36 protein-coding genes, 1 tRNA gene and 2 rRNA genes are annotated in these 24617 nt (G+C 30.2%); 35 read left to right on the top strand and 4 right to left on the bottom strand.

Annotated elements, in window-relative coordinates; translation table 11 throughout:
* Nucleotides 1–6 precede the first annotated feature (6 nt).
* The 28 genes from rpsJ to rplQ all read left to right on the top strand — a co-directional run bounded on the left by rpsJ (nt 7) and on the right by rplQ (nt 13727).
* On the top strand, nt 7–321 hold the full coding sequence (gene rpsJ, locus D9V73_RS02455) for a 30S ribosomal protein S10 (RefSeq protein WP_158336693.1): 315 nt from the start codon (nt 7–9) through the stop codon (nt 319–321).
* Nucleotides 322–357: 36 nt separating this feature from the next.
* On the top strand, nt 358–1020 hold the full coding sequence (gene rplC / locus D9V73_RS02450; protein WP_158336692.1) for a 50S ribosomal protein L3: 663 nt from the start codon (nt 358–360) through the stop codon (nt 1018–1020).
* The gene (rplD, locus tag D9V73_RS02445) at nt 1004–1609 is read left to right on the top strand and encodes a 50S ribosomal protein L4 (RefSeq protein WP_158336691.1); all 606 of its coding nucleotides are present in this window, start codon (nt 1004–1006) and stop codon (nt 1607–1609) included. The genes rplC and rplD overlap by 17 nt, the downstream gene beginning before the upstream one ends.
* Nucleotides 1606–1908 (top strand): 50S ribosomal protein L23, encoded by a 303-nt coding sequence (gene rplW, locus D9V73_RS02440; RefSeq protein WP_158336690.1) that lies wholly within the window; start codon nt 1606–1608, stop codon nt 1906–1908. Before rplD ends, rplW begins: the two co-directional genes overlap by 4 nt.
* A gap of 27 nt (nt 1909–1935) precedes the next feature.
* The gene (gene rplB / locus D9V73_RS02435) at nt 1936–2757 is read left to right on the top strand and encodes a 50S ribosomal protein L2 (RefSeq protein ID WP_158336689.1); all 822 of its coding nucleotides are present in this window, start codon (nt 1936–1938) and stop codon (nt 2755–2757) included.
* A gap of 17 nt (nt 2758–2774) precedes the next feature.
* A complete protein-coding gene (rpsS, locus tag D9V73_RS02430) occupies nt 2775–3053 on the top strand; it encodes a 30S ribosomal protein S19 (RefSeq protein ID WP_158336688.1) in 279 nt (92 codons plus the stop codon).
* Between the two features lie 14 nt (nt 3054–3067).
* Nucleotides 3068–3406, top strand: a complete 339-nt coding sequence (gene rplV / locus D9V73_RS02425) for a 50S ribosomal protein L22 (protein ID WP_158336687.1) — start codon at nt 3068–3070, stop codon at nt 3404–3406.
* Between the two features lie 15 nt (nt 3407–3421).
* A complete protein-coding gene (rpsC, locus tag D9V73_RS02420) occupies nt 3422–4123 on the top strand; it encodes a 30S ribosomal protein S3 (RefSeq protein ID WP_158336686.1) in 702 nt (233 codons plus the stop codon).
* Nucleotides 4124–4134: 11 nt separating this feature from the next.
* Nucleotides 4135–4545: a 50S ribosomal protein L16 gene (gene rplP, locus D9V73_RS02415; protein ID WP_158336685.1), complete on the top strand. Its 411-nt coding sequence runs from the start codon at nt 4135–4137 to the stop codon at nt 4543–4545.
* Nucleotides 4546–4573: 28 nt separating this feature from the next.
* Nucleotides 4574–4750, top strand: coding sequence for a 50S ribosomal protein L29 (gene rpmC, locus D9V73_RS02410; RefSeq protein ID WP_158336787.1), 177 nt, complete (start codon nt 4574–4576; stop codon nt 4748–4750).
* Nucleotides 4734–4988: a 30S ribosomal protein S17 gene (gene rpsQ / locus D9V73_RS02405; RefSeq protein ID WP_158336684.1), complete on the top strand. Its 255-nt coding sequence runs from the start codon at nt 4734–4736 to the stop codon at nt 4986–4988. Before rpmC ends, rpsQ begins: the two co-directional genes overlap by 17 nt.
* A 161-nt stretch (nt 4989–5149) precedes the next feature.
* Entirely contained in the window at nt 5150–5518 is a 369-nt protein-coding gene (rplN, locus tag D9V73_RS02400; protein WP_158336683.1) for a 50S ribosomal protein L14, read from the top strand.
* Nucleotides 5519–5533: 15 nt separating this feature from the next.
* Nucleotides 5534–5848: a 50S ribosomal protein L24 gene (gene rplX / locus D9V73_RS02395; RefSeq protein WP_158336682.1), complete on the top strand. Its 315-nt coding sequence runs from the start codon at nt 5534–5536 to the stop codon at nt 5846–5848.
* 15 nt (nt 5849–5863) lie between these two features.
* Complete coding sequence (gene rplE, locus D9V73_RS02390) at nt 5864–6403, top strand: 50S ribosomal protein L5 (RefSeq protein WP_158336681.1); 540 nt, start codon at nt 5864–5866, stop codon at nt 6401–6403.
* 13 nt (nt 6404–6416) lie between these two features.
* On the top strand, nt 6417–6722 hold the full coding sequence (gene rpsN, locus D9V73_RS02385) for a 30S ribosomal protein S14 (RefSeq protein WP_158336680.1): 306 nt from the start codon (nt 6417–6419) through the stop codon (nt 6720–6722).
* A 31-nt stretch (nt 6723–6753) separates the two neighbouring features.
* Complete coding sequence (rpsH, locus tag D9V73_RS02380; RefSeq protein ID WP_158336679.1) at nt 6754–7149, top strand: 30S ribosomal protein S8; 396 nt, start codon at nt 6754–6756, stop codon at nt 7147–7149.
* A 12-nt stretch (nt 7150–7161) separates the two neighbouring features.
* Nucleotides 7162–7698: a 50S ribosomal protein L6 gene (gene rplF / locus D9V73_RS02375; RefSeq protein ID WP_158336678.1), complete on the top strand. Its 537-nt coding sequence runs from the start codon at nt 7162–7164 to the stop codon at nt 7696–7698.
* Nucleotides 7699–8061, top strand: coding sequence for a 50S ribosomal protein L18 (gene rplR / locus D9V73_RS02370; RefSeq protein ID WP_158336677.1), 363 nt, complete (start codon nt 7699–7701; stop codon nt 8059–8061).
* A gap of 14 nt (nt 8062–8075) precedes the next feature.
* A complete protein-coding gene (gene rpsE / locus D9V73_RS02365; RefSeq protein ID WP_158336676.1) occupies nt 8076–8585 on the top strand; it encodes a 30S ribosomal protein S5 in 510 nt (169 codons plus the stop codon).
* 4 nt (nt 8586–8589) lie between these two features.
* Nucleotides 8590–8766 carry a 50S ribosomal protein L30 gene (gene rpmD, locus D9V73_RS02360; RefSeq protein WP_158336675.1) on the top strand — a complete coding sequence of 59 codons (177 nt, stop codon included), beginning with the start codon at nt 8590–8592 and terminating at the stop codon, nt 8764–8766.
* 25 nt (nt 8767–8791) lie between these two features.
* Entirely contained in the window at nt 8792–9226 is a 435-nt protein-coding gene (rplO, locus tag D9V73_RS02355) for a 50S ribosomal protein L15 (RefSeq protein WP_158336674.1), read from the top strand.
* Nucleotides 9227–9241: 15 nt separating this feature from the next.
* Complete coding sequence (gene secY / locus D9V73_RS02350) at nt 9242–10564, top strand: preprotein translocase subunit SecY (RefSeq protein WP_410051764.1); 1323 nt, start codon at nt 9242–9244, stop codon at nt 10562–10564.
* 43 nt (nt 10565–10607) lie between these two features.
* Entirely contained in the window at nt 10608–10724 is a 117-nt protein-coding gene (gene rpmJ / locus D9V73_RS02345; RefSeq protein WP_158336672.1) for a 50S ribosomal protein L36, read from the top strand.
* A gap of 136 nt (nt 10725–10860) precedes the next feature.
* A complete protein-coding gene (gene rpsM / locus D9V73_RS02340; protein WP_158336671.1) occupies nt 10861–11217 on the top strand; it encodes a 30S ribosomal protein S13 in 357 nt (118 codons plus the stop codon).
* Nucleotides 11218–11234: 17 nt separating this feature from the next.
* Nucleotides 11235–11624: a 30S ribosomal protein S11 gene (rpsK, locus tag D9V73_RS02335; protein WP_158336670.1), complete on the top strand. Its 390-nt coding sequence runs from the start codon at nt 11235–11237 to the stop codon at nt 11622–11624.
* Between the two features lie 24 nt (nt 11625–11648).
* Nucleotides 11649–12269, top strand: coding sequence for a 30S ribosomal protein S4 (gene rpsD / locus D9V73_RS02330; RefSeq protein ID WP_158336669.1), 621 nt, complete (start codon nt 11649–11651; stop codon nt 12267–12269).
* 24 nt (nt 12270–12293) lie between these two features.
* Nucleotides 12294–13283, top strand: coding sequence for a DNA-directed RNA polymerase subunit alpha (locus tag D9V73_RS02325; RefSeq protein ID WP_158336668.1), 990 nt, complete (start codon nt 12294–12296; stop codon nt 13281–13283).
* 45 nt (nt 13284–13328) lie between these two features.
* Nucleotides 13329–13727 (top strand): 50S ribosomal protein L17, encoded by a 399-nt coding sequence (gene rplQ / locus D9V73_RS02320; RefSeq protein ID WP_158336667.1) that lies wholly within the window; start codon nt 13329–13331, stop codon nt 13725–13727.
* Between the two features lie 512 nt (nt 13728–14239).
* Here rplQ and fmt read toward each other — a convergent pair.
* Entirely contained in the window at nt 14240–15193 is a 954-nt protein-coding gene (fmt, locus tag D9V73_RS02315) for a methionyl-tRNA formyltransferase (protein ID WP_158336666.1), read from the bottom strand.
* A gap of 37 nt (nt 15194–15230) precedes the next feature.
* Entirely contained in the window at nt 15231–15719 is a 489-nt protein-coding gene (def, locus tag D9V73_RS02310; protein ID WP_158336665.1) for a peptide deformylase, read from the bottom strand.
* Between the two features lie 215 nt (nt 15720–15934).
* On the opposite strand from def, the gene D9V73_RS02305 reads away from it, so the two are divergent.
* The 6 genes from D9V73_RS02305 to cspE all read left to right on the top strand — a co-directional run bounded on the left by D9V73_RS02305 (nt 15935) and on the right by cspE (nt 21351).
* Nucleotides 15935–16498 (top strand): Sua5/YciO/YrdC/YwlC family protein, encoded by a 564-nt coding sequence (locus D9V73_RS02305; protein ID WP_158336664.1) that lies wholly within the window; start codon nt 15935–15937, stop codon nt 16496–16498.
* Nucleotides 16491–17318, top strand: a complete 828-nt coding sequence (aroE, locus tag D9V73_RS02300) for a shikimate dehydrogenase (RefSeq protein ID WP_158336663.1) — start codon at nt 16491–16493, stop codon at nt 17316–17318. The genes D9V73_RS02305 and aroE overlap by 8 nt, the downstream gene beginning before the upstream one ends.
* Nucleotides 17319–17489: 171 nt before the next feature.
* Nucleotides 17490–17562: transfer RNA gene (locus tag D9V73_RS02295), tRNA-Glu, on the top strand.
* A gap of 176 nt (nt 17563–17738) precedes the next feature.
* Nucleotides 17739–20669: ribosomal RNA gene (locus D9V73_RS02290) — 23S ribosomal RNA — on the top strand.
* Nucleotides 20670–20765: 96 nt separating this feature from the next.
* A 5S ribosomal RNA gene (rrf, locus tag D9V73_RS02285) occupies nt 20766–20881 on the top strand.
* A gap of 260 nt (nt 20882–21141) precedes the next feature.
* A complete protein-coding gene (gene cspE / locus D9V73_RS02280) occupies nt 21142–21351 on the top strand; it encodes a transcription antiterminator/RNA stability regulator CspE (protein ID WP_011091543.1) in 210 nt (69 codons plus the stop codon).
* 151 nt (nt 21352–21502) lie between these two features.
* Here the strand turns inward: cspE and ybeD are convergent, their stop codons facing one another.
* A complete protein-coding gene (gene ybeD, locus D9V73_RS02275) occupies nt 21503–21766 on the bottom strand; it encodes a DUF493 family protein YbeD (RefSeq protein WP_158336662.1) in 264 nt (87 codons plus the stop codon).
* A gap of 471 nt (nt 21767–22237) precedes the next feature.
* Here ybeD and cysS point away from each other — a divergent pair, with 471 nt between their 5' ends.
* Complete coding sequence (cysS, locus tag D9V73_RS02270) at nt 22238–23641, top strand: cysteine--tRNA ligase (RefSeq protein WP_158336661.1); 1404 nt, start codon at nt 22238–22240, stop codon at nt 23639–23641.
* A gap of 60 nt (nt 23642–23701) precedes the next feature.
* Here cysS and folD read toward each other — a convergent pair whose 3' ends face one another.
* On the bottom strand, nt 23702–24553 hold the full coding sequence (gene folD / locus D9V73_RS02265; protein ID WP_158336660.1) for a bifunctional methylenetetrahydrofolate dehydrogenase/methenyltetrahydrofolate cyclohydrolase FolD: 852 nt from the start codon (nt 24551–24553) through the stop codon (nt 23702–23704).
* Nucleotides 24554–24617: the final 64 nt, after the last annotated feature.

Here is a 24617-nt window from a genome sequence, read left to right as displayed (position 1 = left end):
GGTTTTATGCAGAAGAACCAAAGAATACGCATTCGTCTTAAAGCCTTTGATCATAGATTAATTGATCAGTCTACTTCAGAAATTGTTGAAACAGCTAAAAGAACTGGAGCGCAAGTTCGTGGACCTATTCCTCTTCCAACACACAAAGAACGATTTACTATACTGATTTCTCCTCATGTAAATAAAGATGCTCGTGATCAATATGAAATTCGAACACACAAACGACTCATTGATATTGTTGAACCTACTGAAAAAACTGTTGATGCTTTGATGCGATTAGATCTCGCTGCTGGTGTAGATGTTCAAATTAGTTTGGGTTAATTGTATAAGTAAATGATTAAAGGGATTCAATAACACATGATTGGTTTAATCGGTAAAAAGATAGGAATGACGCGTATCTTTACAGAAGATGGTGTGTCTATTTCAGTAACTGTAATTGAAATACAGGAAAATCGTATTATTCAAATTAAAAATGTAGGGACTGATGGTTATAATGCTATTCAAGTTACTACTGGAACTAAAAATAATAATAAATTAATTAAATCAGAAATTGGACATTTTTTACGATCTGGAGCAAAAGTTGGGCGTGGTTTATGGGAGTTTCGTATTACTAAAAATACATCAAATTTTAAAATAGGACAAGCCTTAGATTTAAATTTATTTTCAAATTTAAGTAAAGTTGATGTAGTTGGAAAATCTAAAGGAAAAGGATTTTGTGGTACAGTTAAGAGATGGCATTTTTGTACTCAAGATGCTAGTCATGGTAATTCCTTATCTCATCGAGCTCCTGGTTCTATTGGACAAAATCAAACACCTGGAAGAGTTTTTAAAGGTAAAAAAATGGCTGGTCATTTGGGAAACCATCGTGTGACAGTACAAAATTTAGATATAGTTAGAGTTGATTTGAACCGAAATTTACTTTTAGTTAAAGGTTCTGTTCCAGGTTATCAAGGAAGTGATCTTATTGTTAAACCAGCAGTTAAATCAAAAGGAGTAAAATATAGTGGAATTAGCACTTAGAGATAAAAAGGGTGTGATTCATGTATCTGATATTATTTTTAATTGTAATTTCAACGAAGCATTGGTACATCAAGTTATTGTCTCTTATTCATCTGGTATTCGACAAGGAACTAAATCACAAAAAAGTCGATCAGAAGTATCTGGATCAGGTAAAAAACCTTGGAGACAAAAAGGTACAGGACGTTCAAGATCTGGTGCCTTGAGAAGTCCTATTTGGAGATCTGGTGGTGTTACTTTTGCAGCTAAACCTAAAGATTTTTACAAAAAAATCAATAAAAAAATGTATCGAGGTGCTTTAAAAAGTATTTTTTCTGAATTAATTCGTCAGAATCGATTGTTTATTTTTGAAAAATTCTTTGTAAATGAACCTAAAACTAGGTTGTTATTAGATAAATTAAAATCTATACCAGTGTTTGATGTTTTAATTGTAACGAAAGTACAAGATAAAAATTTATTTTTAGCCTCACGAAATTTATATAAAGTAGATATTAAGAGTACTAATTGTATTAATCCAGTAAGTTTAATTACGTTTAAAAATATTATCATCACTTCCGAAGCTATTAAACAAGTGGAGAAGTTATTGTTATGATTAGTGTTCAGCAATGTTTAAGAGTATTTCTCTCACCTCATATTTCTGAGAAGTCTTCTATCTCTTCGGAAAAATTTAATACTGTAGTAGTACAAGTTCCTATTCATATTACTAAACATGAAATTAAGCAAACTTTAAAACAGATGTTTAAAATACAGGTGCATCGTATTAATACATTGATTGTTCAGGGTAAAAAAAAACGTAAAAACGGCCGTACGGGTTCTTTGAGTAATTGGAAAAAAGCATATATTACTTTAAAGAAAGGGCAAAATATTAATTTTATTGGACATATAGAGTAAAGTAATACATAAAGGAGGAAATAATATATGACCATTATTAAATGTAAACCAACATCTCCTGGTCGCCGTCATGTTGTTAAATTAGTCAATTCTGATTTACATAAAGGTAAGCCTTTTTCTCCTCTTTTAAGAAAGAAAAAAAAGAGTGGAGGTCGAAATCATCATGGACATATTACAACTCGCCACATAGGAGGAGGACATAAAAGATCTTATAGAATTATTGATTTTAAAAGAAATAAAGACAATATTCCTGCTACTGTTGAACGACTAGAATATGATCCAAACCGATCTTCGAATCTTGCTTTAATTTTATATAATGATGGAGAACGGAAATATATTTTAGCACCTAAAGGTTTACACGTTGGTTCTAAAATTATGTCAGGTGTATTATCTGATATTAAAGTAGGTAATACGTTGCCGTTACAAAATATTCCTGTTGGAACAATCATTCATAATATAGAAATGAGACCTGGAAAAGGTGCGCAAATAGCTAGATCAGCAGGTTCAAGTGTTCAATTAATTTCTAAAGAAGATAAATATGTCACATTAAGATTACGTTCTGGAGAAATAAGAAAATTAGAATCGAAATGCAGAGCAACTATTGGTGAGGTTGGAAATGAGGAGCATATGTTAAGAGTATTAGGTAAAGCTGGTGCTTCTCGTTGGCTTGGGGTACGTCCTACTGTTAGAGGAACTGCAATGAATCCGGTAGATCATCCTCATGGAGGTGGTGAAGGTAGAAATTTTGGAAAGCATCCAGTTAGTCCATGGGGATTACAAACTAAAGGTAAAAAAACTAGAAGAAATAAACGAACTGATCGATTTATTATAAAAAATCGTAATAAATAGTTTAAGGAGTAAATACAGTGCCGCGTTCTCTTAAGAAAGGGCCTTTTATTGATATTTCATTGTTTAAAAAAGTTGATAAAGCTGTTAAAAATCGCGATAAAAAACCGATACGAACTTGGTCTCGTCGTTCGACTATTTTCCCAAATATGATTGGTTTAACAATAGCAGTACATAATGGACGTCAACATATTCCGATATTTATTACTGAAGATATGGTAGGGCATAAGTTGGGTGAGTTTTCTATAACTCGTATGTATCGAGGTCATGTTGCTGACAAAAAGATTAAGAAACGTTAGAGGAAATATTTAATATGGAAACTATTGCTAAGCATCGTCAAGCTCGGTCTTCTGCTCAAAAAATACGATTAGTAGCTAATTTAATTCGAGGTCATAAAGCACCATACGCTTTAAGTATTCTAACTTATAGTAATAAAAAAGCTTCAGTATTACTTAAGAAAGTCTTACAATCAGCTATTGCTAATGCTGAGCATAATAATGGAATTGATGCACATGATTTGACTATAACAAAAATTTTTATTGACGAAGGTCCAACTATGAAAAGAATGATGCCACGTGCCAAAGGTCGTTCAGACCGTATTTTGAAGCGCACTAGTCATATTACTATAGTTGTTTCTGATAATATGAAATAGTTGGAGAATTAGTAAATGGGTCAAAAAGTACATCCTAATGGTATGCGGTTAGGTATAATTAAACATTGGAATTCAATATGGTTTTCTAATACTAAAAATTTTGCAGAAATGTTGGATAGTGATTTTAGAGTTCGTAAATTTTTAAAAAAAGAGCTATTTAAAGCATCGGTTTCTCGTATTGTTATTGAACGTCCTTCAAAGAGTATTCGAATAACAATATATAGTTCACGTCCTGGAATAGTTATAGGTAAGAAAGGTGAGGATGTAGAAAAATTGCGATTAGCAGTAACTAATATTACTGGAGTTCCTGTTCAGATAAATATTTCTGAAATTCGTAAACCAGAGTTAGATGCGAAGTTAGTAGCTGATAACATTACTTCTCAGTTGGAACGTAGAGTCATGTTCAGACGTGCTATGAAACGTTCTGTACAAAATGCAATGAGACAAGGAGCTAAAGGTATTAAGGTAGAAGTTAGTGGACGTTTAGGAGGTGTAGAAATAGCAAGGAGAGAATGGTATCGAGAAGGTCGAGTACCTTTGCATACGTTGAGAGCTGATATAGATTATAGCTTGTCTGAAGCATATACTACTTATGGTGTAATTGGTGTAAAAGTATGGATATTTAAAGGTGAAATTTTAGGTGGTATTACATCTGTCCCAAAATTAGAAAAATCTCTTTCTAAATTTAAAAAACATACAAGAAAGTACAAAAAGTAGGGAAAATCCTAATGTTACAACCAAAACGAACGAAGTTTCGAAAAATGCATAAAGGTCGTAATAGAGGTTATGCTATTGGTTCAAATATTAGTTTTGGATCTTATGGTTTAAAAGCTATTGAACGAGGTCGATTAAAATCTAGTCAAATTGAAGCAGCTAGGCGTTCTATCTCTAGATTTGTTAAAAGACAAGGAAAAATTTGGATTCGCGTTTTTCCAGATAAACCAATTACTCAAAAACCTTTAGAAGTAAGGATGGGAAAAGGCAAAGGTAATGTGGAATATTGGGTAGCTTTAGTAAAGCCTGGAACGATGTTATATGAAATAAGTGGTGTATCTGAAGAAATTTCTAGAGAAGCGTTCAAATTAGCGTCTTCGAAATTGCCTATAAAAACTATATTTGTCACTAAAAGGATAATTTAATGAGCATAAAAGTAGTAAAAAAAAAACTATTAAAGAATTGAATATTGAATTAGATAATTTATTACAAGAACAATTTAGTCTGCGTTTACAATTTTCTTCTAAAAAATTACAAAAATCTCATTTATTACGATTGGTTCGCCGTAATATTGCTCGAGTTAATTTTTTATTAACTAATAAGGAAAAATGTAATGGAAAAAAAAATTAGAACGTTGTTAGGTTATGTTATTAGTAATAAAATGCAAAAATCTTCTATTGTTTCTATTCAGCGTGTAATTAAGCATCAACTATATAAAAAGTTTATTAAAAGAACAACTAAATTACATATTCATGATGAAGAGAATAAATGTAGATTAGGAGATATAGTAGAAATTCGTGAATGTCGTCCAATATCTAAAACGAAATTTTGGACTTTAGTTCGAATTGTTAAAAAAGCTGTTATTTGATGATAGATATCATTCGATTTTAACATGAATAGTATTATGATATTTGCTATTCATGTTTTATATGTCACATAGTTTTATGTATTGTTCACGTTATTGTATTTTTCGATAAGGTCATTTATAAACGTCAAGTAGACATTTGTTTCTTTACTATAGGATATGACATGATTCAAGAACAGAGTATATTGAATATAGCTGATAATTCTGGTGCACGATCTGCAATGTGTATTAAAGTTCTTGGTGGTTCACAACGCAGATATGCAGGTATAGGAGACGTTATAAAAGTTGCTATTAAGGAAGCTATACCTAGAGGTAAGGTAAAAAAAGGAGAAGTTTTTAAAGCAGTAATAGTTAGAACTAAAAAAGGAATACGGCGAAGTGATGGTTCTATTATCAGATTTGATACTAATTCGTGTGTTATACTAAATAGTAACGATCAACCATTAGGAACAAGAATCTTTGGTCCTATTACTCGTGAGTTAAGAAATGAAAAATTTATGAAAATTATTTCGTTAGCTCCAGAAGTATTATAAAGAGAATAAATAATTATGGCATCTAAAATTAAAAAAAACGATAAAGTAATAATTATAGCAGGTAAAGAAAAAGGTAAAATTGGAATAGTTAAAAAAATATTATTTAAAAATAGAGTAATTATAGATGGTTTGAATTTAATTAAAAAGCATCAAAAACCTATTCCATCTCAAAATATAACAGGTGGAATAGTTAAAATAGAAGCAAGTATTCATATTTCTAATATAGCTATTTTTAATCCTCATACACAGAAGTCAGATCGAATTGGTTTTAGAATAGAGAATAACAAAAAAGTACGATTTTTAAAATCGAATAATATTACTATTAAGTAAATTGGAGTATTGATAGTGTCGTTTTTTTATGATTATTATAAAACTAAAATATTAAAAGAATTTATGGATAAATTTAATTACTCTTCTGTGATGCAAGTACCTAAAATTCATAAAATTACTTTAAATATTGGTTTAGGATTGGCATCATCAGATAAGAAATCTCTTGATAGTGCTATTGATGATTTAACAAAAATATCCGGTCAAAAACCATTAGTAACTAAAGCTCGTAAATCAGTTTCTAGTTTTAAGATTCGTAAAGGATATCCTATTGGATGTAAAGTTACCTTGAGAGGACAACGAAAATGGAATTTTTTGGAGCGATTAATTATTATAGCAATTCCTAGAATTCGCGATTTTCGAGGATTATCTAAAAAATCTTTTGATGGAAGAGGGAATTATAGTATTGGAATTCGTGAACAAATCATATTTCCTGAAATTGATTATGATAAAATAGATCGAATTAGAGGTATGAATATTACTATTACTACTACTGCAAAGTCTGATCATGAGGGGTGTGTATTGTTATCCGCTTTTAATTTTCCATTTAGAAAATGAGGTAAGATTATAAATGGCTAAGAAATCTATAAAAGCTCGTGAAGTTAAACGTATAAAATTAGCTAATAAATTTTTTTTAAAACGAAGTCATTTGAAGGCTATTATATCTGATTCTACAGTTTCAGAGGAAAGTCGTTGGAATGCTGTATTAAAACTTCAAAAGTTTCCTCGTGATTCTAGTCCTATTCGTCAGAGAAATCGTTGTCGCCAAACTGGTCGGCCACATGCTTTTTTAAGAAAGTTCGGATTAAGTCGTATTAAAGTAAGAGAAGCAGCAATGAAAGGCGAAATTCCTGGCTTAAAAAAAGCTAGTTGGTAAAATTTGTTTATTACATATTTTGGAATTATATATGACTATACAAGATCCTATATCAGATATGTTGACTAGAATTCGAAATAGTCAATTAGCTAATAAGGTGTCAGTAATTATGCCATCTTCTAAATTAAAAGTAGCAATTAGTATTGTATTAAAAAACGAAGGATATATAAAGAATTATATAGTGAAAAATTGTATTAATAAGCCTGAATTAGAATTATTTCTCAAATATTTTGATGGTAAACCTGTAGTTGAGAATGTGAAAAGGATAAGTTCTCCTAGTTTGCGAATATATAACAAAAAAAATAAATTGCCAAGAGTTATGGCTGGCTTAGGGATAGCTATAGTTTCAACGTCAAAAGGAGTTATGACGGATAAGTCAGCGCGTAGAGAAGGTCTTGGTGGTGAAATTATTTGTCATGTTTCTTGATTGGAAAAGAATATGTCTCGTATAGCAAAAAAATCAGTTATTGTTCCTATTGATGTTAACATTTCATTTTCTGGACAAAGCATTATAGTTAAAAAAGAAAACAATGTTCTTAGTTGTATTGTAAATAAAGATGTATTAATTACCTATGTCAATAATCATTTAATATTTAAAAGTAAAGAAAATTCTTCTAAAGGTTGGTCTCGAGCTGGTACTTCTAGATCATTGGTGAATTCTATGATTATTGGTGTTACTACGGGATTTTCAAAAAAATTAAAATTATTTGGTGTAGGTTATAGAGTTACAATAGTAAATGCCAATGTTGTTCATATGTCGTTAGGTTATTCTCACGTAATTAAATATTATGTTCCAAAAGGCATTATTGTTGAATGTCCATCTCAAGTAGAAATTATTATAAAAGGAATTAATAAACAATTAGTTGGTCAGGTAGCAGCTAATATAAGATCTTATAGAGTTCCAGAACCATACAAAGGAAAGGGTATTCGTTATAATGATGAAGTAGTACGTATAAAAGAGGCTAAAAAGAAGTAAATGTTATTAGTCAATAAAAAGAAAGTTCGCATTCGTAGAGCGACTAAAACCCGATGTAAATTAAAGTTATTGAAATCTGTTCGTTTAGTTGTGCATCGTACTCCTAAACACATATATGCGCAAATTATTTCTCCTAGAAATTTTTTAGTTTTAGTAGTTGCTTCGACTCTTGAAAAGAAATTATCATCATTAGTTAAATACACAGGTAATAAAGAAGCTGCTACTATTGTTGGAAAAGTTATTGCAGAACGTGCTTTGAAGAGTGGTATTAGAAACGTTTCATTTGATCGTTCTGGATTTCAGTATCATGGTCGTATTAAAGCATTAGCTGATGCTGCAAGAGAGGCAGGTTTAAATTTTTAAGGTAAAATACTATAATGGCAATTTATTCAGATAAAAAAAATAGTCTAGACTTAAAAGAAAAATTGATTTCTGTTAATCGTGTTTCGAAAACAGTGAAAGGTGGTCGGATTTTTTCTTTTACTGCTTTGACAGTAGTAGGTAACGGAAATGGAAAAGTTGGATTTGGATATGGAAAGGCTCGTGAAGTTCCTGCTGCTATCCAGAAAGCAATGGAAAAAGCGCGTCGAACTATGATTAATGTTGTTTTAAATAACAATACATTACAACATCCAATTTTTGGATCTCATACTGGATCGAATATATTTATGAAACCAGCTTCAGAAGGTACTGGAATTATAGCAGGTGGTGCTATGAGATCAGTATTGGAAGTAGTAGGCGTTCACAATGTACTCGCTAAAACCTATGGATCTACTAATCCTATAAATGTAGTTAAAGCAACTATTTCTGGATTAAGAAATATGAGATCTCCAGAAATGGTAGCAGCTAAGCGTAATAAGTTAATTAAAGACATTTTGGTGAAATAATAATATGGAAAAATATCTTAATATTACTCAAATAAAAAGTGCAATAGGGCGATTACCAAAGCACAAAGCGACGTTATTTGGATTAGGATTACGTTATATAGGACATACAGTTCAACGTAAAGATACACCTTCTATTCAGGGAATGATAAAAAAAATATCTTATATGTTAAAAGTAAATTAAATATTATTAATTAGGTATGAATACAATGTATTTAAATAATATATCCCCGTCGGTTGGTTCTCGAAAGAAATGTAAGAGAAAAGGTCGAGGTATTGGATCGGGTTTAGGGAAAACCGCAGGAAGAGGTCATAAAGGTCAAAAATCCCGTTCTGGAGGAAAAATCAATCAAAGATTTGAAGGTGGACAAACGCCTATTTATAGACGCATTCCGAAATTTGGGTTTGTTTCTTTGAAAAATAAGAATCGAATTGAGATTAGATTATCAGAATTAAACAAATTTCCAAATCAAGTAATTGATTTAGAATTATTAAAAAAATATAATATAATTAATAAAAATGTTAGCTTTGTTAAAATAATATTATCTGGAATAATTACCGTTCCATTAATAGTTCGTGGACTACATGTTACAAGAGGTGTTCGTAGTATGATTGAAAATTTGGGTGGAAAAATTCAAGAATAATTAGTAGGTATTATGATAAAGAAAAAGTTTGGTAAGAATTCTAAAATTATTGATACTAGGTTTAGTGAGTTAAAGAAAAGAGTTTTATTTGTTTTAATTGCGTTAATAGTTTTTAGAATAGGATCATTTATTCCAATACCTGGTATTGATGCTTCGATATTATCCAAGTTGTTACAACATCAACAAGGCACTTTAGTAGAAATGTTTAATATGTTTTCTGGAGGAGCTTTAAGTAGAGCCTCAATTTTTGCATTAGGCATTATGCCTTTTATATCGGCATCAATCATTATACAAATACTTACGCTAGTGTATCCTAAGTTTATAGAAATAAAAAAAGATGGCGAAGTCGGACGTAAAAAGATTAATGCGTATACACGGTATACTACTTTAGTGTTAGCTGGTTTACAGTCTTTTTGTGTTTCCATTAGTTTACCAAATATATCAGGAATAAGTCATTTAGTAATTCATCCTAATATATATTTTTATTGTACTGCTGTTATTGGTTTAGTTACAGGTACTGTTTTTTTAATGTGGTTGGGTGAATTAATTACTGAGAAAGGTATTGGTAATGGTATTTCAATAATAATATTTTCAGGAATTGTATCTAGCATACCTTCTGCTATTAAACATACTATCGAGCAAGTTAGACAAGGTAGTTTAAGTTTCTTACTATTTTTATTGATTTCAGTTATTATATTTTTGGTAACATTTTTTGTTATATTTATTGAAAGAAGTTATAGAAAAATTACTGTTAATTATGCAAGGAACTATAGAAGTCGTCATGTTTATTCCGAACAGAATACACATCTTCCTTTAAAATTAAATATGGCGGGTGTTATTCCAGCGATTTTTGCATCTAGCATTATATTATTTCCTGTGTCTTTAGTTTCTTGGTTTGGTGGGGGGCATCATTGGACATGGTTAATGCGTATTTCTTTTTATTTACAACCTACTCAACCTTTTTATATACTTTTTTATGTAATAACTATTACTTTTTTTTGTTTTTTTTATACTGGATTAGTCTTTAATCCCCGTGAAACAGCGGATAATTTAAAAAAGTCTGGAGCTTTTATTTCTGGAATTCGACCTGGAGTACAAACAGCTAAGTATATCAATAAAATTACCTTACGATTAACTTTATTAGGTTCTATTTATATGATATTTATTTGTTTAATACCGGAGTTTATGCGTATGTTTATAGGAGTTCCATTTTATTTTGGTGGCACTTCGTTACTAATTGTAGTCGTAGTAATTATAGATTTTATTTCTCAAATACAAACATATATCATGTCTACTCAATATGAATCTTTATTAAAAAAATCTAATTTAAGTTTTTAAAAATAGATTCAAAAAGTTTATTTTCATTACGGTGATAATCATCATGAAAGTTCGCACGTCGGTTAAAAGAATTTGCAGAAATTGTAGAATCGTTCGTAGAAATAATGTTGTTCGAATTATTTGTAATACAGATCCTAAACATAAACAGCGTCAGGGTTAAATATTATTTAAGATGTAAATATTTGTAAGGATAACTTATACTAACTTATACTAAGTTAATTTTGATGTTAGTTGAATAATATATTATTATAAAGTATGAATTAATAAAGAAATAATAAATTTTATAGGGGTTTATAGTGGCACGTATTGCAGGCATCAATATTCCTGATAATAAACATATTATTATTGCATTAATGAGTATATATGGTATAGGCAAAAAACGATCTAAATTAATTTGTCTCTCAATAGGCATAGCGGAAAACATTAAAATTAAATGCTTAACTGAAGATCAAATAGAATTGTTAAGAGATGAGATTTCTAAATTTATTGTTGAAGGTGATTTGCGTCGAGAAATTAACTTAAATATAAAACGTTTAGTAGATTTGGGTTGTTATCGAGGGTTGAGACATCGTAAAAATCTTCCAGTTCGTGGTCAGAGAACTAAAACTAATGCTCGTACTAGGAAAGGTTCTCGTAAATTAATGAAAAGATAATCAATAGGGTTTATATTATGGTAAAAGAACCAACTCGTATTAAAAAACGTGTTAAAAAGCAAGTGTTAGATGGTATAGCACATATTCATGCTTCTTTTAACAACACTATCGTATCTATTAGCGATAGGCAAGGAAATATTTTAGGTTGGGCTACTGCAGGGGGATCTGGTTTTAGAGGATCTAGAAAATCGACTCCTTTTGCAGCTCAAGTAGCTGCTGAGCGTTGTTCAGAAATGGTAAAGGATTATGGTATTAAAAATTTGGAAGTTATGGTTAAAGGTCCTGGACCGGGAAGAGAGTCAACAATTAGAGCTTTAAATTCTATTGGTTTTCGTATTACTAATATTACTGATGTTACTCCTATTCCTCATAATGGTTGTCGTTCACCTAAAAAACGTAGGGTATAGTCAAATTTTAAATTAGGAAGTAAAATGGCCAAGTATTTAGGACCAAAATTAAAGTTATCTCGTAGAGAAGGAACAGATTTATTTTTAAAATCTGGCATGCGATCAATTGATTCTAAATGTAAATTAGAACAACTTCCGGGTCAACATGGTTCTAAAAAATTACGTTTATCAGATTATGGTATTCAATTACGAGAAAAACAAAAAGTTCGTCGTTTATATGGTATTTTGGAATCACAATTTAGAAATTATTATAAACGTGCTGTTAGATTGAGAGGAAATACTGGAGAATATTTATTAACGTTATTAGAAACTCGTTTAGACAATGTAATTTATAGGATGGGGTTTGGCGCTACACGTTCTGAAGCGCGTCAGTTAGTTAGTCATAAGTCAATTTTAGTAAATAGACATACAGTAAACATTCCATCATATCAGGTATCTTCTGGTGACGTTATTAGTATTCATACTAAATCACGAAAGCAAGCTCGTATAAAAGCGGCTTTAGAATTATCAGAACAACGAGAAACATTATCGTGGATAGAAGTAAATGCATCTAAAATGGAGGGTGTATTTAAGAAAGTTCCTGAACGTTCCGATTTATCTGCAGAAATTAATGAGCATTTAATTATTGAATTGTATTCTAAATAAGAAGCAGATTGAAAAGGAGAATCAATGCAGAGTTCTGTAAATGAATTTCTAAAACCTAGATTAGTAAATATTGAACATATGAGTATTACACATGCCAAGATTACTCTTGAACCATTAGAACGTGGTTTTGGACATACTCTTGGAAATGCTTTACGTAGAATTTTGTTATCTTCTATGCCTGGTTGTGCAGTAACTGAGGTAGAAATTGAAGGAGTACTTCATGAATATAGTACTAAGGAAGGAGTAAAGGAAGACATTATTGAAATTTTGTTAAATTTAAAAGGGTTAGCAATAAGATTATATGGAAAAGATCAGATAGTTCTTACTTTAAGCAAATCTGGAATAGGTGTAGTAACAGCATCTGATATTGTTCATAATAGTGATGTAGAAATTGTCAATCCTGAACATATAATTTGTAATTTAACGTATGATGATGTATCAATAGTTATGAGAATTAAAATAGAAAGAGGTAGAGGTTATGTAACTGCTTCTTCTAGAATGAATGTAATAGATAGAGAACATTCTATAGGAAAGTTATTAGTAGATTCGTGTTATAGTCCTATAAAACGAATTATATATAATGTAGAAGCAGCTCGAGTTGCACAACGAACTGACTTAGATAAATTAATAATTGAAATGGAAACTAATGGAACTATTGATCCTGAAGAAGCTATTCGTCAAGCTGCTACAATTCTATCTGATCAATTAGAAGCATTTGTAGACTTAAGAGATGTTCGTGAACCGGAAACTAAAGAAGAAAAACCAGAGTTTGAACCTATTTTACTTCGCTCAGTTGATGATCTAGAACTAACCGTTAGGTCTGCTAATTGTTTAAAAGCAGAAGCAATACACTATATTGGAGATTTGGTTCAAAAAACTGAAGTAGAATTACTTAAAACTCCTAATTTAGGCAAAAAATCTTTAACTGAAATAAAAGATGTATTAGCTATAAGAAATTTATCTTTAGGTATGCGTTTAGATAATTGGCCTCCCATACATGTTTTAGATGATTAACTATAATTATGTTTTAAAGATTTATATGTAAAAGGTTATATTTTAATGAGACATAAAAAAATTGGTCGAAAATTTAATAGAAATAGTGCTCATTTAAGATCTATGTTAAATAATATGGTATGTTCATTATTAAGTTATGAATTAATAAAAACTACAGTATCTAAAGCAAAGGAATTACGTCGTGTAATAGATCCGCTAATAACTAGATCTAAAATTGATTCAGTTTCTAATAGACGTTTAGTTTTTTCTAAAATTAGAAATATTAGCATGGTTTCTAAGTTGTTTAATGATTTAGGTCCGCATTTTTTTAATCGGCCAGGCGGTTATACGCGAATATTAAAATGTGGTTATCGTTGTGGTGATCAAGCACCTATGGCATATATTCAATTAATAGATAGATTAAAAAATAAAAATCGAAATCAATCTAAAAAACAAAATATTTAAACAAAATAAAATGTATTTTGTACAATATCTAATTTATTTTAAAATAAATATTTTTGTTTTTTTAATAACAAACGGCATTATAATGCCGTTCTGTTTTTATTAAGAAATTAAAATTACAATTTTATTAGTATATGAATAATATTTAAATAATGTGTTTTAATATATTAGTGGTATTATGATATATTAACTATATTTTTAAAAATAGTGTTATTTTAGAATTATCGTATATTATAAATCGTATCTAACAATTTTTTTATTTATGTATTCTATAATTTAATGCAATAAGTTAATTTTTATATATTTTAACAGTAATTCTATTACGATTAGATATTAATATTACGTTGTGAATTAAATTTTTTATAAAAAATGTTTTATTTTCTATTGTATGTACTTGTATTTTAGACTAAAATTTGAAATCTAATGTATGAAGTATGTTTAAAACGTTTATTATTGAGAAAGTTATTAGTATTCTTTTAGTGAATTTAAATTATTAATATTTAATTTTAATGTATTTATAGCTTATTTAATTGTACATTAGGAATACACCAACTGGTGTTAGTATTATTTAAGTTATATGCGTTCATTATCTTCTTTCCAGGTAGTTGGACTTTAGTAATGTTAAGTATATTTCTTTTAGTTTGTACTTGTAATCCACTTTTATTAATTAAAATTATTTCTCCTTCTTGATATTTACTGACATTGTATTGTACTATAACGGTAGCTTTCCATACTTTAATGTATTCATTGTTTACTATAAAAAAACTTATTGGCCATGGATTAAAAGCTCGTATATATTTTTCTAAAATAAATGCATCTTTGGCCCAATTTAATTGAGCATGTTGTTTTTTTATTTTTTTAGAGTATGTCGTTAGTTTGCTTTGAGTGACACTATTTTGTATTTTTAAGGTAAATTGATGTAATACTGATAGCATTGCTCGGCGACCTATTACAGCTAATTTTTCTTGTAAACTTTTGCTTGTATCGATTTTTTTTATATTACAAGATGAAGAATATAATATTTTACCAGTGTCAACTCCATTGTCCATTTTTATAATAGTTATTCCAGTAATTAAGTCGCCGTTCAAAATTGCTGATTGAATTGGTGAAGAACCTCTCCATCTAGGAAGTAAAGAAGCATGTATATTTATACAACCCATAGAGAACATGTTGAGTATTTTTTCTGGAATAATTAAACCGTATGCTACTACTATCATCAAATCAGCGTGTAATTTGTATAGTTCGGTGTGTATTTGTATATCACTCAAAGATTGAGGTTGTAAAATGGGAATATTGTATTTTTTAGCTATTTTTTTTACAGGAGATTCAATAATTAATTGTCCTCGTCCAGAAGGACGGTCTGGTTGAGTTAGTACTCCAACAATTTTATATTTAGTAAAAATTAATTGCATCAAGTGTTGTGCTGAAAATTCAGGAGTTCCTGAAAAAATAATTTTCAAAGTTTTTATATTTCCTATATCAATATTATTTAAGATTGTATCTTGGTTATTTTATATATTTAGTGTGCGTATTATAGTTTTTATTAAGATTAGATGGATAATCTATAAGTAATTTTCCTATTAAATGATCTATTTCATGTTGAATGCAGATTGCTAGAAGTGAAGTTGCTTTTATTTTAACTCTTTTTCCAAAATAATTTAGAGCAGTTACAATAATATCAGACGATCGAGGTATTAGTGCTTGGTAGTTTGGAATAGATAAACACCCTTCTTCTATACTCATATTTCCACTCTTTTTAATAATTTTAGGATTAATTAATACAAATGGTTTTTCAAATTCTGGTATGTGATTAATAACTATAATTTGAAAAGGAATATTTACTTGAGTAGCAGCTAGTCCTATACCGTTTTCAAAATTCATGGTTTCAAACATATTATCGATAATTTTTTGAATGGTTGTATTCACTTTTTTAATTGGTTGTGCAGTAGTTCTGAGACGGTCATCTGGATATTTTAAGATTGTAAGAACAGCCATATTTTTAAAATTATTATATTATAATTAAGAATTATATTCTATTATAAACAGTTTTTTTTTGATTAGAAGTAAAAGATAGATAGTATTTTGTTTTATTTGTCGTATCTAAAAGATGTAAAAATAAAAATATTAATATAATAGATAATGTTTTTAAAATCATTTATTTTTAATTATAAAACATTAATAAACATTTTTTAGTTTTGGAATATAAAGTAATGATAAAAGATGTATTATTGTCTGAGTGTGTGAATAAATTAAAAAATAACGATATTATCGCTTATCCAACAGAATCAGTATTTGGACTTGGATGTAACCCTAATAATAAGTTAGCAGTAATGAAATTGCTTAAATTAAAACAAAGAAAATGGAATAAAGGGTTAATATTAGTAGCATCTCATTACGGACAGGTGAAAAGATATGTAAACGAACACAGATTGTCATGTAGTCATAAAAATATTATGTCAAAAAATTGGCCTGGACCTATTACTTTTTTGTTACCTGCAAAACCTTCAGTACCGTTTTGGTTAACTGGAGATTCTAGTTTTTTAGCTGTTCGTGTTAGTTCGCATTTATCTATTAAGAAATTATGTAATGCATTTGGTAACGCAATAATATCTACTAGTGCTAATTATTCTGGTTTGACGCCATGTACAACGTATGCAGATATTATAAAACAGTTTGGTAAAAATTTTCCGATTTTATATGGAAAATTAGGTAATAACAAATATCCATCTAAGATCATTAACATTATTAGTGGAGAATTAATACGTCGTGCGTAAAATACATTCGAATGAATTTTCAGTTTTTGGAAATCCTATTAATCATACTAAATCGCCATATATTCATTGGTTATTTTCTAAGCAAACTAACATAGTACATAATTACGATTATATGTTAGTGCCATTAAACAAATTTCGAAAAGTTGTTACTAACTTTTTTTTACATAAAGGAATGGGAGCTAATGTTACCATCCCATTTAAAGAAGAAGCTTTCTTAATTTCAGATGTTTTAACCGATTATGCTAAAGCTTCAAGATCTGTAAATACTTTAAAAAAGTTAGGAAACGGAAAAATTTTAGGCGATAACACTGATGGAAGAGGCATTTTATATGATTTAAAACGTTTAAAATTTATAAAAAGAACTGATACTATTTTGATAATCGGTGCTGGAGGTGCTTCTCGTGGAATTATTTTTTCTTTATTATCTTACGATTGTAATATTTTTATTACAAATAGAACTATGGATCGTGCCATTAATTTAGTCAACGATTTTAAAAAGTTTGGATATATTTCTATTTTTTCGATTGATAAATTTAGAAATAGTTCGTTTGATCTAATAATAAATACTACTTCAAATATAGAAGAAAATAGCTTTTGGAGGTCTATTTCTCATTTAATAGATAAAGATACTTATCTTTATGATATTAATTATTCTGATAGTAATATATATACTCCATTTTTGTTGTGGTTCGCAAATTATGGTGTGCGTATGCTTTCTGATGGAATAGGTATGTTAGTTAGTCAAGCTGCATATTCATTTTATTTATGGCATAACGTTTTACCAAACATTGAACCAGTTATTTTTAAATTGCGACAATAATAGTTTAAATTTTTATATTTTAATAATTGTTATTTATTATAATTAAAAATTTAAAAAAAGTACTTGACTCTTTTATTTCGTTATGTAACATAGATAAAGTAATATAGTTTAAAGTATTTCAATAATTTGAAACAATTATTTTAAATAACTTGTAATATTCTAAATAATTTTGTCCCCTTCGTCTAGAGGCTTAGGACATCGCCCTTTCACGGCGGTAACAGGGGTTCAAATCCCCTAGGGGACAAGTATAAAATATTAAAATTATTTGTATACTATATTATATTAATGTGTTATTCTTATTTTTGTTTTATTTAATACTTATAAATATTTTAAATTAGAATTGTAAGTTTAGCTCTTTAAAAATTCGGAAGCAAGAAAAGTTTATACTAAAATTATAAAATAGACATCTGTGGGTTGTAAGGTTAAGCATAAAAGCGTATATGGTGGATGCCTTGGCAGTCAGAGGCGAAGAAGGACGTGCTAATCTGCGAAAAGTATCGGTAAGTTGATATGACACGTTATAGCCGATAATATCCGAATGGGGAAACCCGACACTATTAATATTAGTGTCATTGTTAATTAAATTCATAGATTAACAAAGCAAACCGAGGGAACTGAAACATCTAAGTACCTCGAGGAAAAGAAATCAAACGAGATTCCCTAAGTAGTGGCGAGCGAAAGGGGACCAGCCTAGAACACAATTATATATTAGTTTTTAGTGGAATTATTTGGAAAAATATACAGTATAAGGTGATAGTCCTGTACACGAAAATTATTAATATTATAAGTTCGAAAAGTAGGGCGGGACACGAGAAATCCTGTCTGAATGTGGGGGGACCATCCTCTAAGGCTAAATACTCCTGACTGACCGATAGTGAACTAGTACCGTGAGGGAAAGGCGAAAAGAACCCCGGTTAGGGGAGTGAAATAGAACCTGAAACCGTATACGTACAAGCAGTAGGAGCCTGTTTTTAAAAGGTGACTGCGTACCTTTTGTATAATGGGTCAGCGACTTGTATTCTGTAGCAAGGTTAACCGAATCTAAAATAGGGGAGCCGTAGGGAAACCGAGTCTTAAAAAGGCGATTTTAGTTTCAGGATACAGACCCGAAACCCGGTGATCTAGCCACGGGCAGGTCGAAGGTTAGGTAAAACTAACTGGAGGACCGAACCGACTGATGTTGAAAAATCAGCGGATGACCTATGGTTAGGGGTGAAAGGCCAATCAAACCGGGAGATAGCTGGTTCTCCCCGAAAGCTATTTAGGTAGCGCCTCGTGAATTCATCTTCGGGGGTAGAGCACTGTTTCGGTTAGGGGGCCATCCTGGCTTACCAATCCGATGCAAACTCCGAATACCGTAGAATGTTATCACGGGAGACACACAGCGGGTGCTAACGTTCGTTGTGGAAAGGGAAACAACCCAGACCGCCAGCTAAGGTCCCAAAGTCATAATTAAGTGGTAAACGATGTGGGAAGGCATAAACAGCCAGGATGTTGGCTTAGAAGCAGCCATCATTTAAAGAAAGCGTAATAGCTCACTGGTCGAGTCAGCCTGCGCGGAAGATGTAACGGGGCTAAAATTATGCACCGAAGCTGCGGCAATAAAGTTATATTTTTATTGGGTAGGGGAGCGTTCTGTAAGCCGATGAAGATGTATTGTAAAGTACGTTGGAGGTATCAGAAGTGCGAATGCTGACATGAGTAACGATAAAATAGGTGAAAAACCTATTCGCCGAAATACCAAGGTTTCCTGTCCAACGGTAATCGGGGCAGGGTAAGCCGACCCCTAAGGTGAGGCCGAAAGGCGTAATCGATGGATTACAGGTTAATATTCCTGTGCTTAGTATTATTGCGAAGGGGGGACGAAGAAGGTTAAGTTAACCAGGTGACGGTTATCCTGGCTTAAGCGTGTAGGATTGAAAATCAGGAAAATCCGGTTTTCTTTAATCTAAGGCGTGATGACGAGCTATTTAATAAATAGTAAAGTAACTAATACCAAACTTCCAAGAAAAGCCTCTAAGCTATAGATAATACTAAATCGTACCCAAAACCGACACAGGTGGTTAAGTAGAGAATACTAAGGCGCTTGAGAGAACTCGGGTGAAGGAACTAGGCAAAATAGTGCCGTAACTTCGGGAGAAGGCACACTGATATTAAGTAAGTAAGATTTACTCTTATTAGCTGAAATCAGTCTAAGATAATGGCTGGCTGCAACTGTTTATTAAAAACACAGCACTGTGCAAACACGAAAGTGGAAGTATACGGTGTGACACCTGCCCGGTGCCGGAAGGTTAATTGAAAGAGTAAAGGGAAACCTAAAGCTCTGGACTGAAGCCCCGGTAAACGGCGGCCGTAACTATAACGGTCCTAAGGTAGCGAAATTCCTTGTCGGGTAAGTTCCGACCTGCACGAATGGTGTAATGATGGCCAGGCTGTCTCCACCCGAGACTCAGTGAAATTGAAATTGCTGTGAAGATGCAGTGTACCCGCGGCAAGACGGAAAGACCCCGTGAACCTTTACTATAACTTGACACTGAACATTGATCTTTGATGTGTAGGATAGGTGGGAGACTATGAATCTTATTCGCTAGTTTAAGTGGAGTCGACCTTGAAATACCACCCTTTAATGGTTAATTTTCTAATCTAGTTCCGTAATCCGGTACAGAGACAGTGTCTGGTGGGTAGTTTGACTGGGGCGGTCTCCTCCCAAAGAGTAACGGAGGAGTACAAAGATTGGCTAATTACGGTTGGACATCGTAAGGTTAGTGCAAAGGCATAAGCCAGTTTGACTGCGAGCGTGATAACGCGAGCAGATGCGAAAGCAGGTCTTAGTGATCCGGTGGTTTCTGTATGGAAAGGCCATCGCTCAACAAATAAAAGGTACTCCGGGGATAACAGGCTTATACCGCCCAAGAGTTCATATCGACGGCGGTGTTTGGCACCTCGATGTCGGCTCATCACATCCTGGGGCTGAAGCAGGTCCCAAGGGTATGGCTGTTCGCCATTTAAAGTGGTACGCGAGCTGGGTTTAGAACGTCGTGAGACAGTTCGGTCCCTATCTGCCGTGGGCGTAGGAAGATTGAGGAGGGCTACTTCTAGTACGAGAGGACCGAGGTGGACGCATCGCTGGTGTTCGGGTTGTCATGCCAATGGCATTGCCCGGTAGCTAAATGCGGAAAAGATAAGTGCTGAAAGCATATAAGCACGAAGCTTGCTCCAAGATTAGTCTTCCCTGAAACATGTTAATGTTTACTGAAGGGACGTTGAAGACTACGACGTTGATAGGCTGGATGTGTAAGCATAGTGATATGTTTAGCTAACCAGTACTAATGACCCGAGAGGCTTAATCTTACAACACCAGAGATGTTTAAATAATTTTTAGTGTACGTATTTCTTGCAATCCGATTGTGATTATTTAAATATAAATATATTAAAATGTTTAAACAACCTGGTAAAAATAGTGTTATGGTACCACCTGAAACCATGTCGAACTCAGAAGTGAAACATTTCAACGCCGATGGTAGTACGGGGTTTCCCCGTGTAAGAGTAGGAAATTGCCAGGTTGAAAAAAATCCGAAATAATTCGGATTTTTTTTTATATATGTAATACTAAAATTAAATTTATTATGTTATTTATCATTATAAATTTACATTTTAAAAAATTAGTAATGTTTTTTATAGTAATAAAAAATTTTATTAACTTTTATTAAATATTTATATTTGTTATTAATTATATTTATTGAAGTTAAAAAAATAATCAATAATCGTTGTACTAGCTTGTTATTTGAGTTTAGTGTATATTTTTCATGTGAAGGTAACATAGATGTCTAAGATTAAAGGTAATGTTAAGTGGTTTAATGAATCTAAAGGGTTTGGTTTCATTACTCCTGAAGATGGAAGCAAAGATGTTTTTGTTCATTTCTCAGCTATCCAAAGCAACGGATTTAAAACTTTGTCAGAAGGTCAAAGTGTTGAATTCGAAATTACCGAAGGAGCAAAAGGACCATCAGCGGCTAATGTCATTAGTTTATAATATTTATTAGATTAATTACAAATATTTTAAATTTTGTAATGCAGCTTATGCTGCATTACATATTTTAAACATTTTAAAATAAGTGTATAATTCAGTATTTTTGATTATTCTTTTCAAATTTTTAGAAGGTTAGTTATATTTTACTTGTATGTTATAGTACCATTCTAACTAGATGAATATCACTTAATTCATGATATAAACTTTCTATTTGTTCAAAATTATTAGCGCAAATGGTAATAGAAATAGATAGATAATTACCTTTATTACTGGATTTAATTTGTGGAATGTAATCACCAGGTAGTTTGCATTGGATTACTTTTATTATTTGGTCAATAAGTTCAGGTTGTGCTAGTCCAATAATTTTATAAGTAAATAAACAAGGAAATTTTAACATTTTTTCAAGTTTATTTTTCATTTCCGTGCCTATATTTAAAGTTTATAGTTAAATTTTATATGTTTATCTTTTAAAGTATATTGTAATTAGAAATTAAATTTTTATATTGATATTTCATATTTTTAATTATATTAATTATTAGTTATTTTTGTACAATCATAATATTAACGTTAGTGTATATTTCTTATTAAAAATTTAAATAAATAGATGCTTCTATATAATGTACTTATTTGGGTTAATTTGATTTAAGTGTTTTTTAAATTTTTTATAAATAGATAATATTAGAAATGTATATTTTGACATTAAAATAGTTATTTATTTTGTATTAATAATTTTTTATTAAGAACAACAGATGTTTTTAAGAGATCTTTATTTTTTTATATTAATCTATAAAATGTATTTTTTTGTTATTTAATAAAAAGTATTTACGACGTTTTAATAATAAAGTATGAATTATATTTATACAATCAATATTTTTAGAAGATAATTATTATGTTAAATATTTTTAATTCTTTTACACAAAAATATGAAATATTAAAAATAAGTTTAAATAAAATAGTTACAATGTATGTTTGCGGTACAACTGTATATGATTTTTGTCATATTGGACATGGCCGTACTTTTGTTTTTTTTGATATAGTGTCTCGTTATTTGCGTTATTGTGGTTATACATTGCAATATGTACGAAATATTACAGATATTGATGATAAAATTATTTATAGATCTATTCAAAATAATGAACATGTTTTGGATCTATCTAATCGAATGATTTCACAAATGAATAAGGATTTTTCTGCTTTAAACATAATTTTCCCAGATAGTGAGCCTAGAGCTACAGAAAATATAGACATTATTATTAATGATATTTTAAAATTATTAGAAAATAAACATGCATATATATCGAGTAATGGTGACGTTATGTTTTCGATTGATAGTTATCCGAATTATGGGATGTTATCTAACCAATTAATAAAAAAATTAAAAGTAGGTGTTCGAATACCTAAAAGTTTTAATAAACATAATTCTTTAGATTTTGTTTTATGGAAATTATCAAAAAAAGATGAAGTTTGTTTTTGGGATTCTCCTTGGGGTAAAGGACGTCCCGGATGGCATATTGAGTGCTCATCTATGAGTACTTCTATTCTAAAAGATAGAATTGACATCCATGGTGGAGGAAGAGATTTATTGTTTCCTCATCATGAAAATGAATTAGCACAATCTAATTGTATCAATAAAAATTTTGTTGTAAATCATTGGATGCATACTGAATTAGTTATTATTAAAAATAAAAAAATGTCTAAATCTTTAGGAAACGCTTTGTTATTGAAAGATCTTTTAACTCGTTACGATTCGGAAAGTATTCGGTTTTTTTTGTTATCTACTCATTATCGTCATCCATTATATTTTTGTGAAGAAAATTTAAAAAAATCTGATATGTTGCTAAAAAAAATATATCTTTCTTTACGAAACATTGATTTTAACATGTTTAGCTCAACTAGTACGGAAAATAGTGTTTTTAAAATACATTTTCATAACGCATTAGAGAATGATTTTAACACTCCTAGTGCTTTATCTATATTATTAAATATATCTCATAGAATAAATATTTTAAGATCGCAACATGATAATGGTAACGTTGTAATCTTGGCTAATTTATTGAGAGAATTAGGTAGTATATTAGGTATATTATTGCGAGATCCAGAAAATTTTTTACAAGAAATTGCTACATTTAGTTATCATGAAATTAATAATATTAATGATTTAATACAAAAGAGGGATTATGCACGTAGGAAAAAATGTTGGGTTAAAGCAGACGAAATACGAAGAGTTTTACTAAATATGGGAATTATTTTGGAAGATAAAAAGTATGCTACTTTTTGGAGAAAAAAAAAATAATTTTGTTAAAATATTATTAATTATGTTTTTTATTTTTTAAAATGGATGTTAATTATTTTTTTAATTATATTCTATACAAGCTTTTAAAGTATTTTGTAGTAATACTGCTACAGTCATAGGTCCTACTCCACCTGGAACAGGAGTTATATATGACACATGTGAAATAACTGATTTAAATTCTACATCTCCTACTATTTCTCCATTTTTTAATCTATTAATTCCTACATCAATTACTATAGCTCCTGGTTTTATCCATTCTCCTTTTAAAAAGTTTTTATGTCCTATTGCAATTACTATTAAGTCTGCTTGTTTAACAAAATATGGAATATTTTTAGTAAATCTGTGAATTACTGTAGTAGTACAACCGGATAATAATAATTCTAAGTTCATAGGTCTACCAACTATATTAGATGCTCCTATGATAACAGCATGTAATCCTCGTATATTAATATTATAATATTGTAACATAGTAATAATTCCCCATGGAGTACAAGGCCGTAATCTAGGAGTTTTTTGGCATAAACAACCGATATTATATGGATGAAATCCATCTACATCTTTGTTCGGCGTAATACTTTTAAATATGTTATTAGTATTTATGTGTTTCGGAATAGGAAGCTGAACTAATATTCCATCAATTGTGGGATTATTATTTAGTATATTAATTAGATTTATTATTTTATTTTCTTGAACGTTTTTGGAGAATCTCCAACATTTTGAAACAAATCCTACCATGTTACAAGATATTTGCTTTTTTTTTATATAAATTTCTGATGCTGGATTATTTCCTATTAGTATTACAGCTAGTCCTGGAGGTCGTTTTCCTAATGTCAAACGTTTATGTACTTTCTTTTTTATTGCGACTTTTATTTCATTAGAAATTTTCTTTCCATCTAGAATTTTTGTAAACATTATAATTAACCTATTTAATTTTAATATTAGAATATGTTCATATATTTATTAAAATAAAAAAAAA

Source organism: Buchnera aphidicola (Melaphis rhois) (assembly GCF_005080745.1).
GTDB classification, from domain to species: domain Bacteria; phylum Pseudomonadota; class Gammaproteobacteria; order Enterobacterales; family Enterobacteriaceae; genus Buchnera_B; species Buchnera_B aphidicola_AT.
The sequence above is the reverse complement of the archived record's forward strand: the minus strand, read 5'-3'. Positions and strand labels throughout refer to the sequence as shown.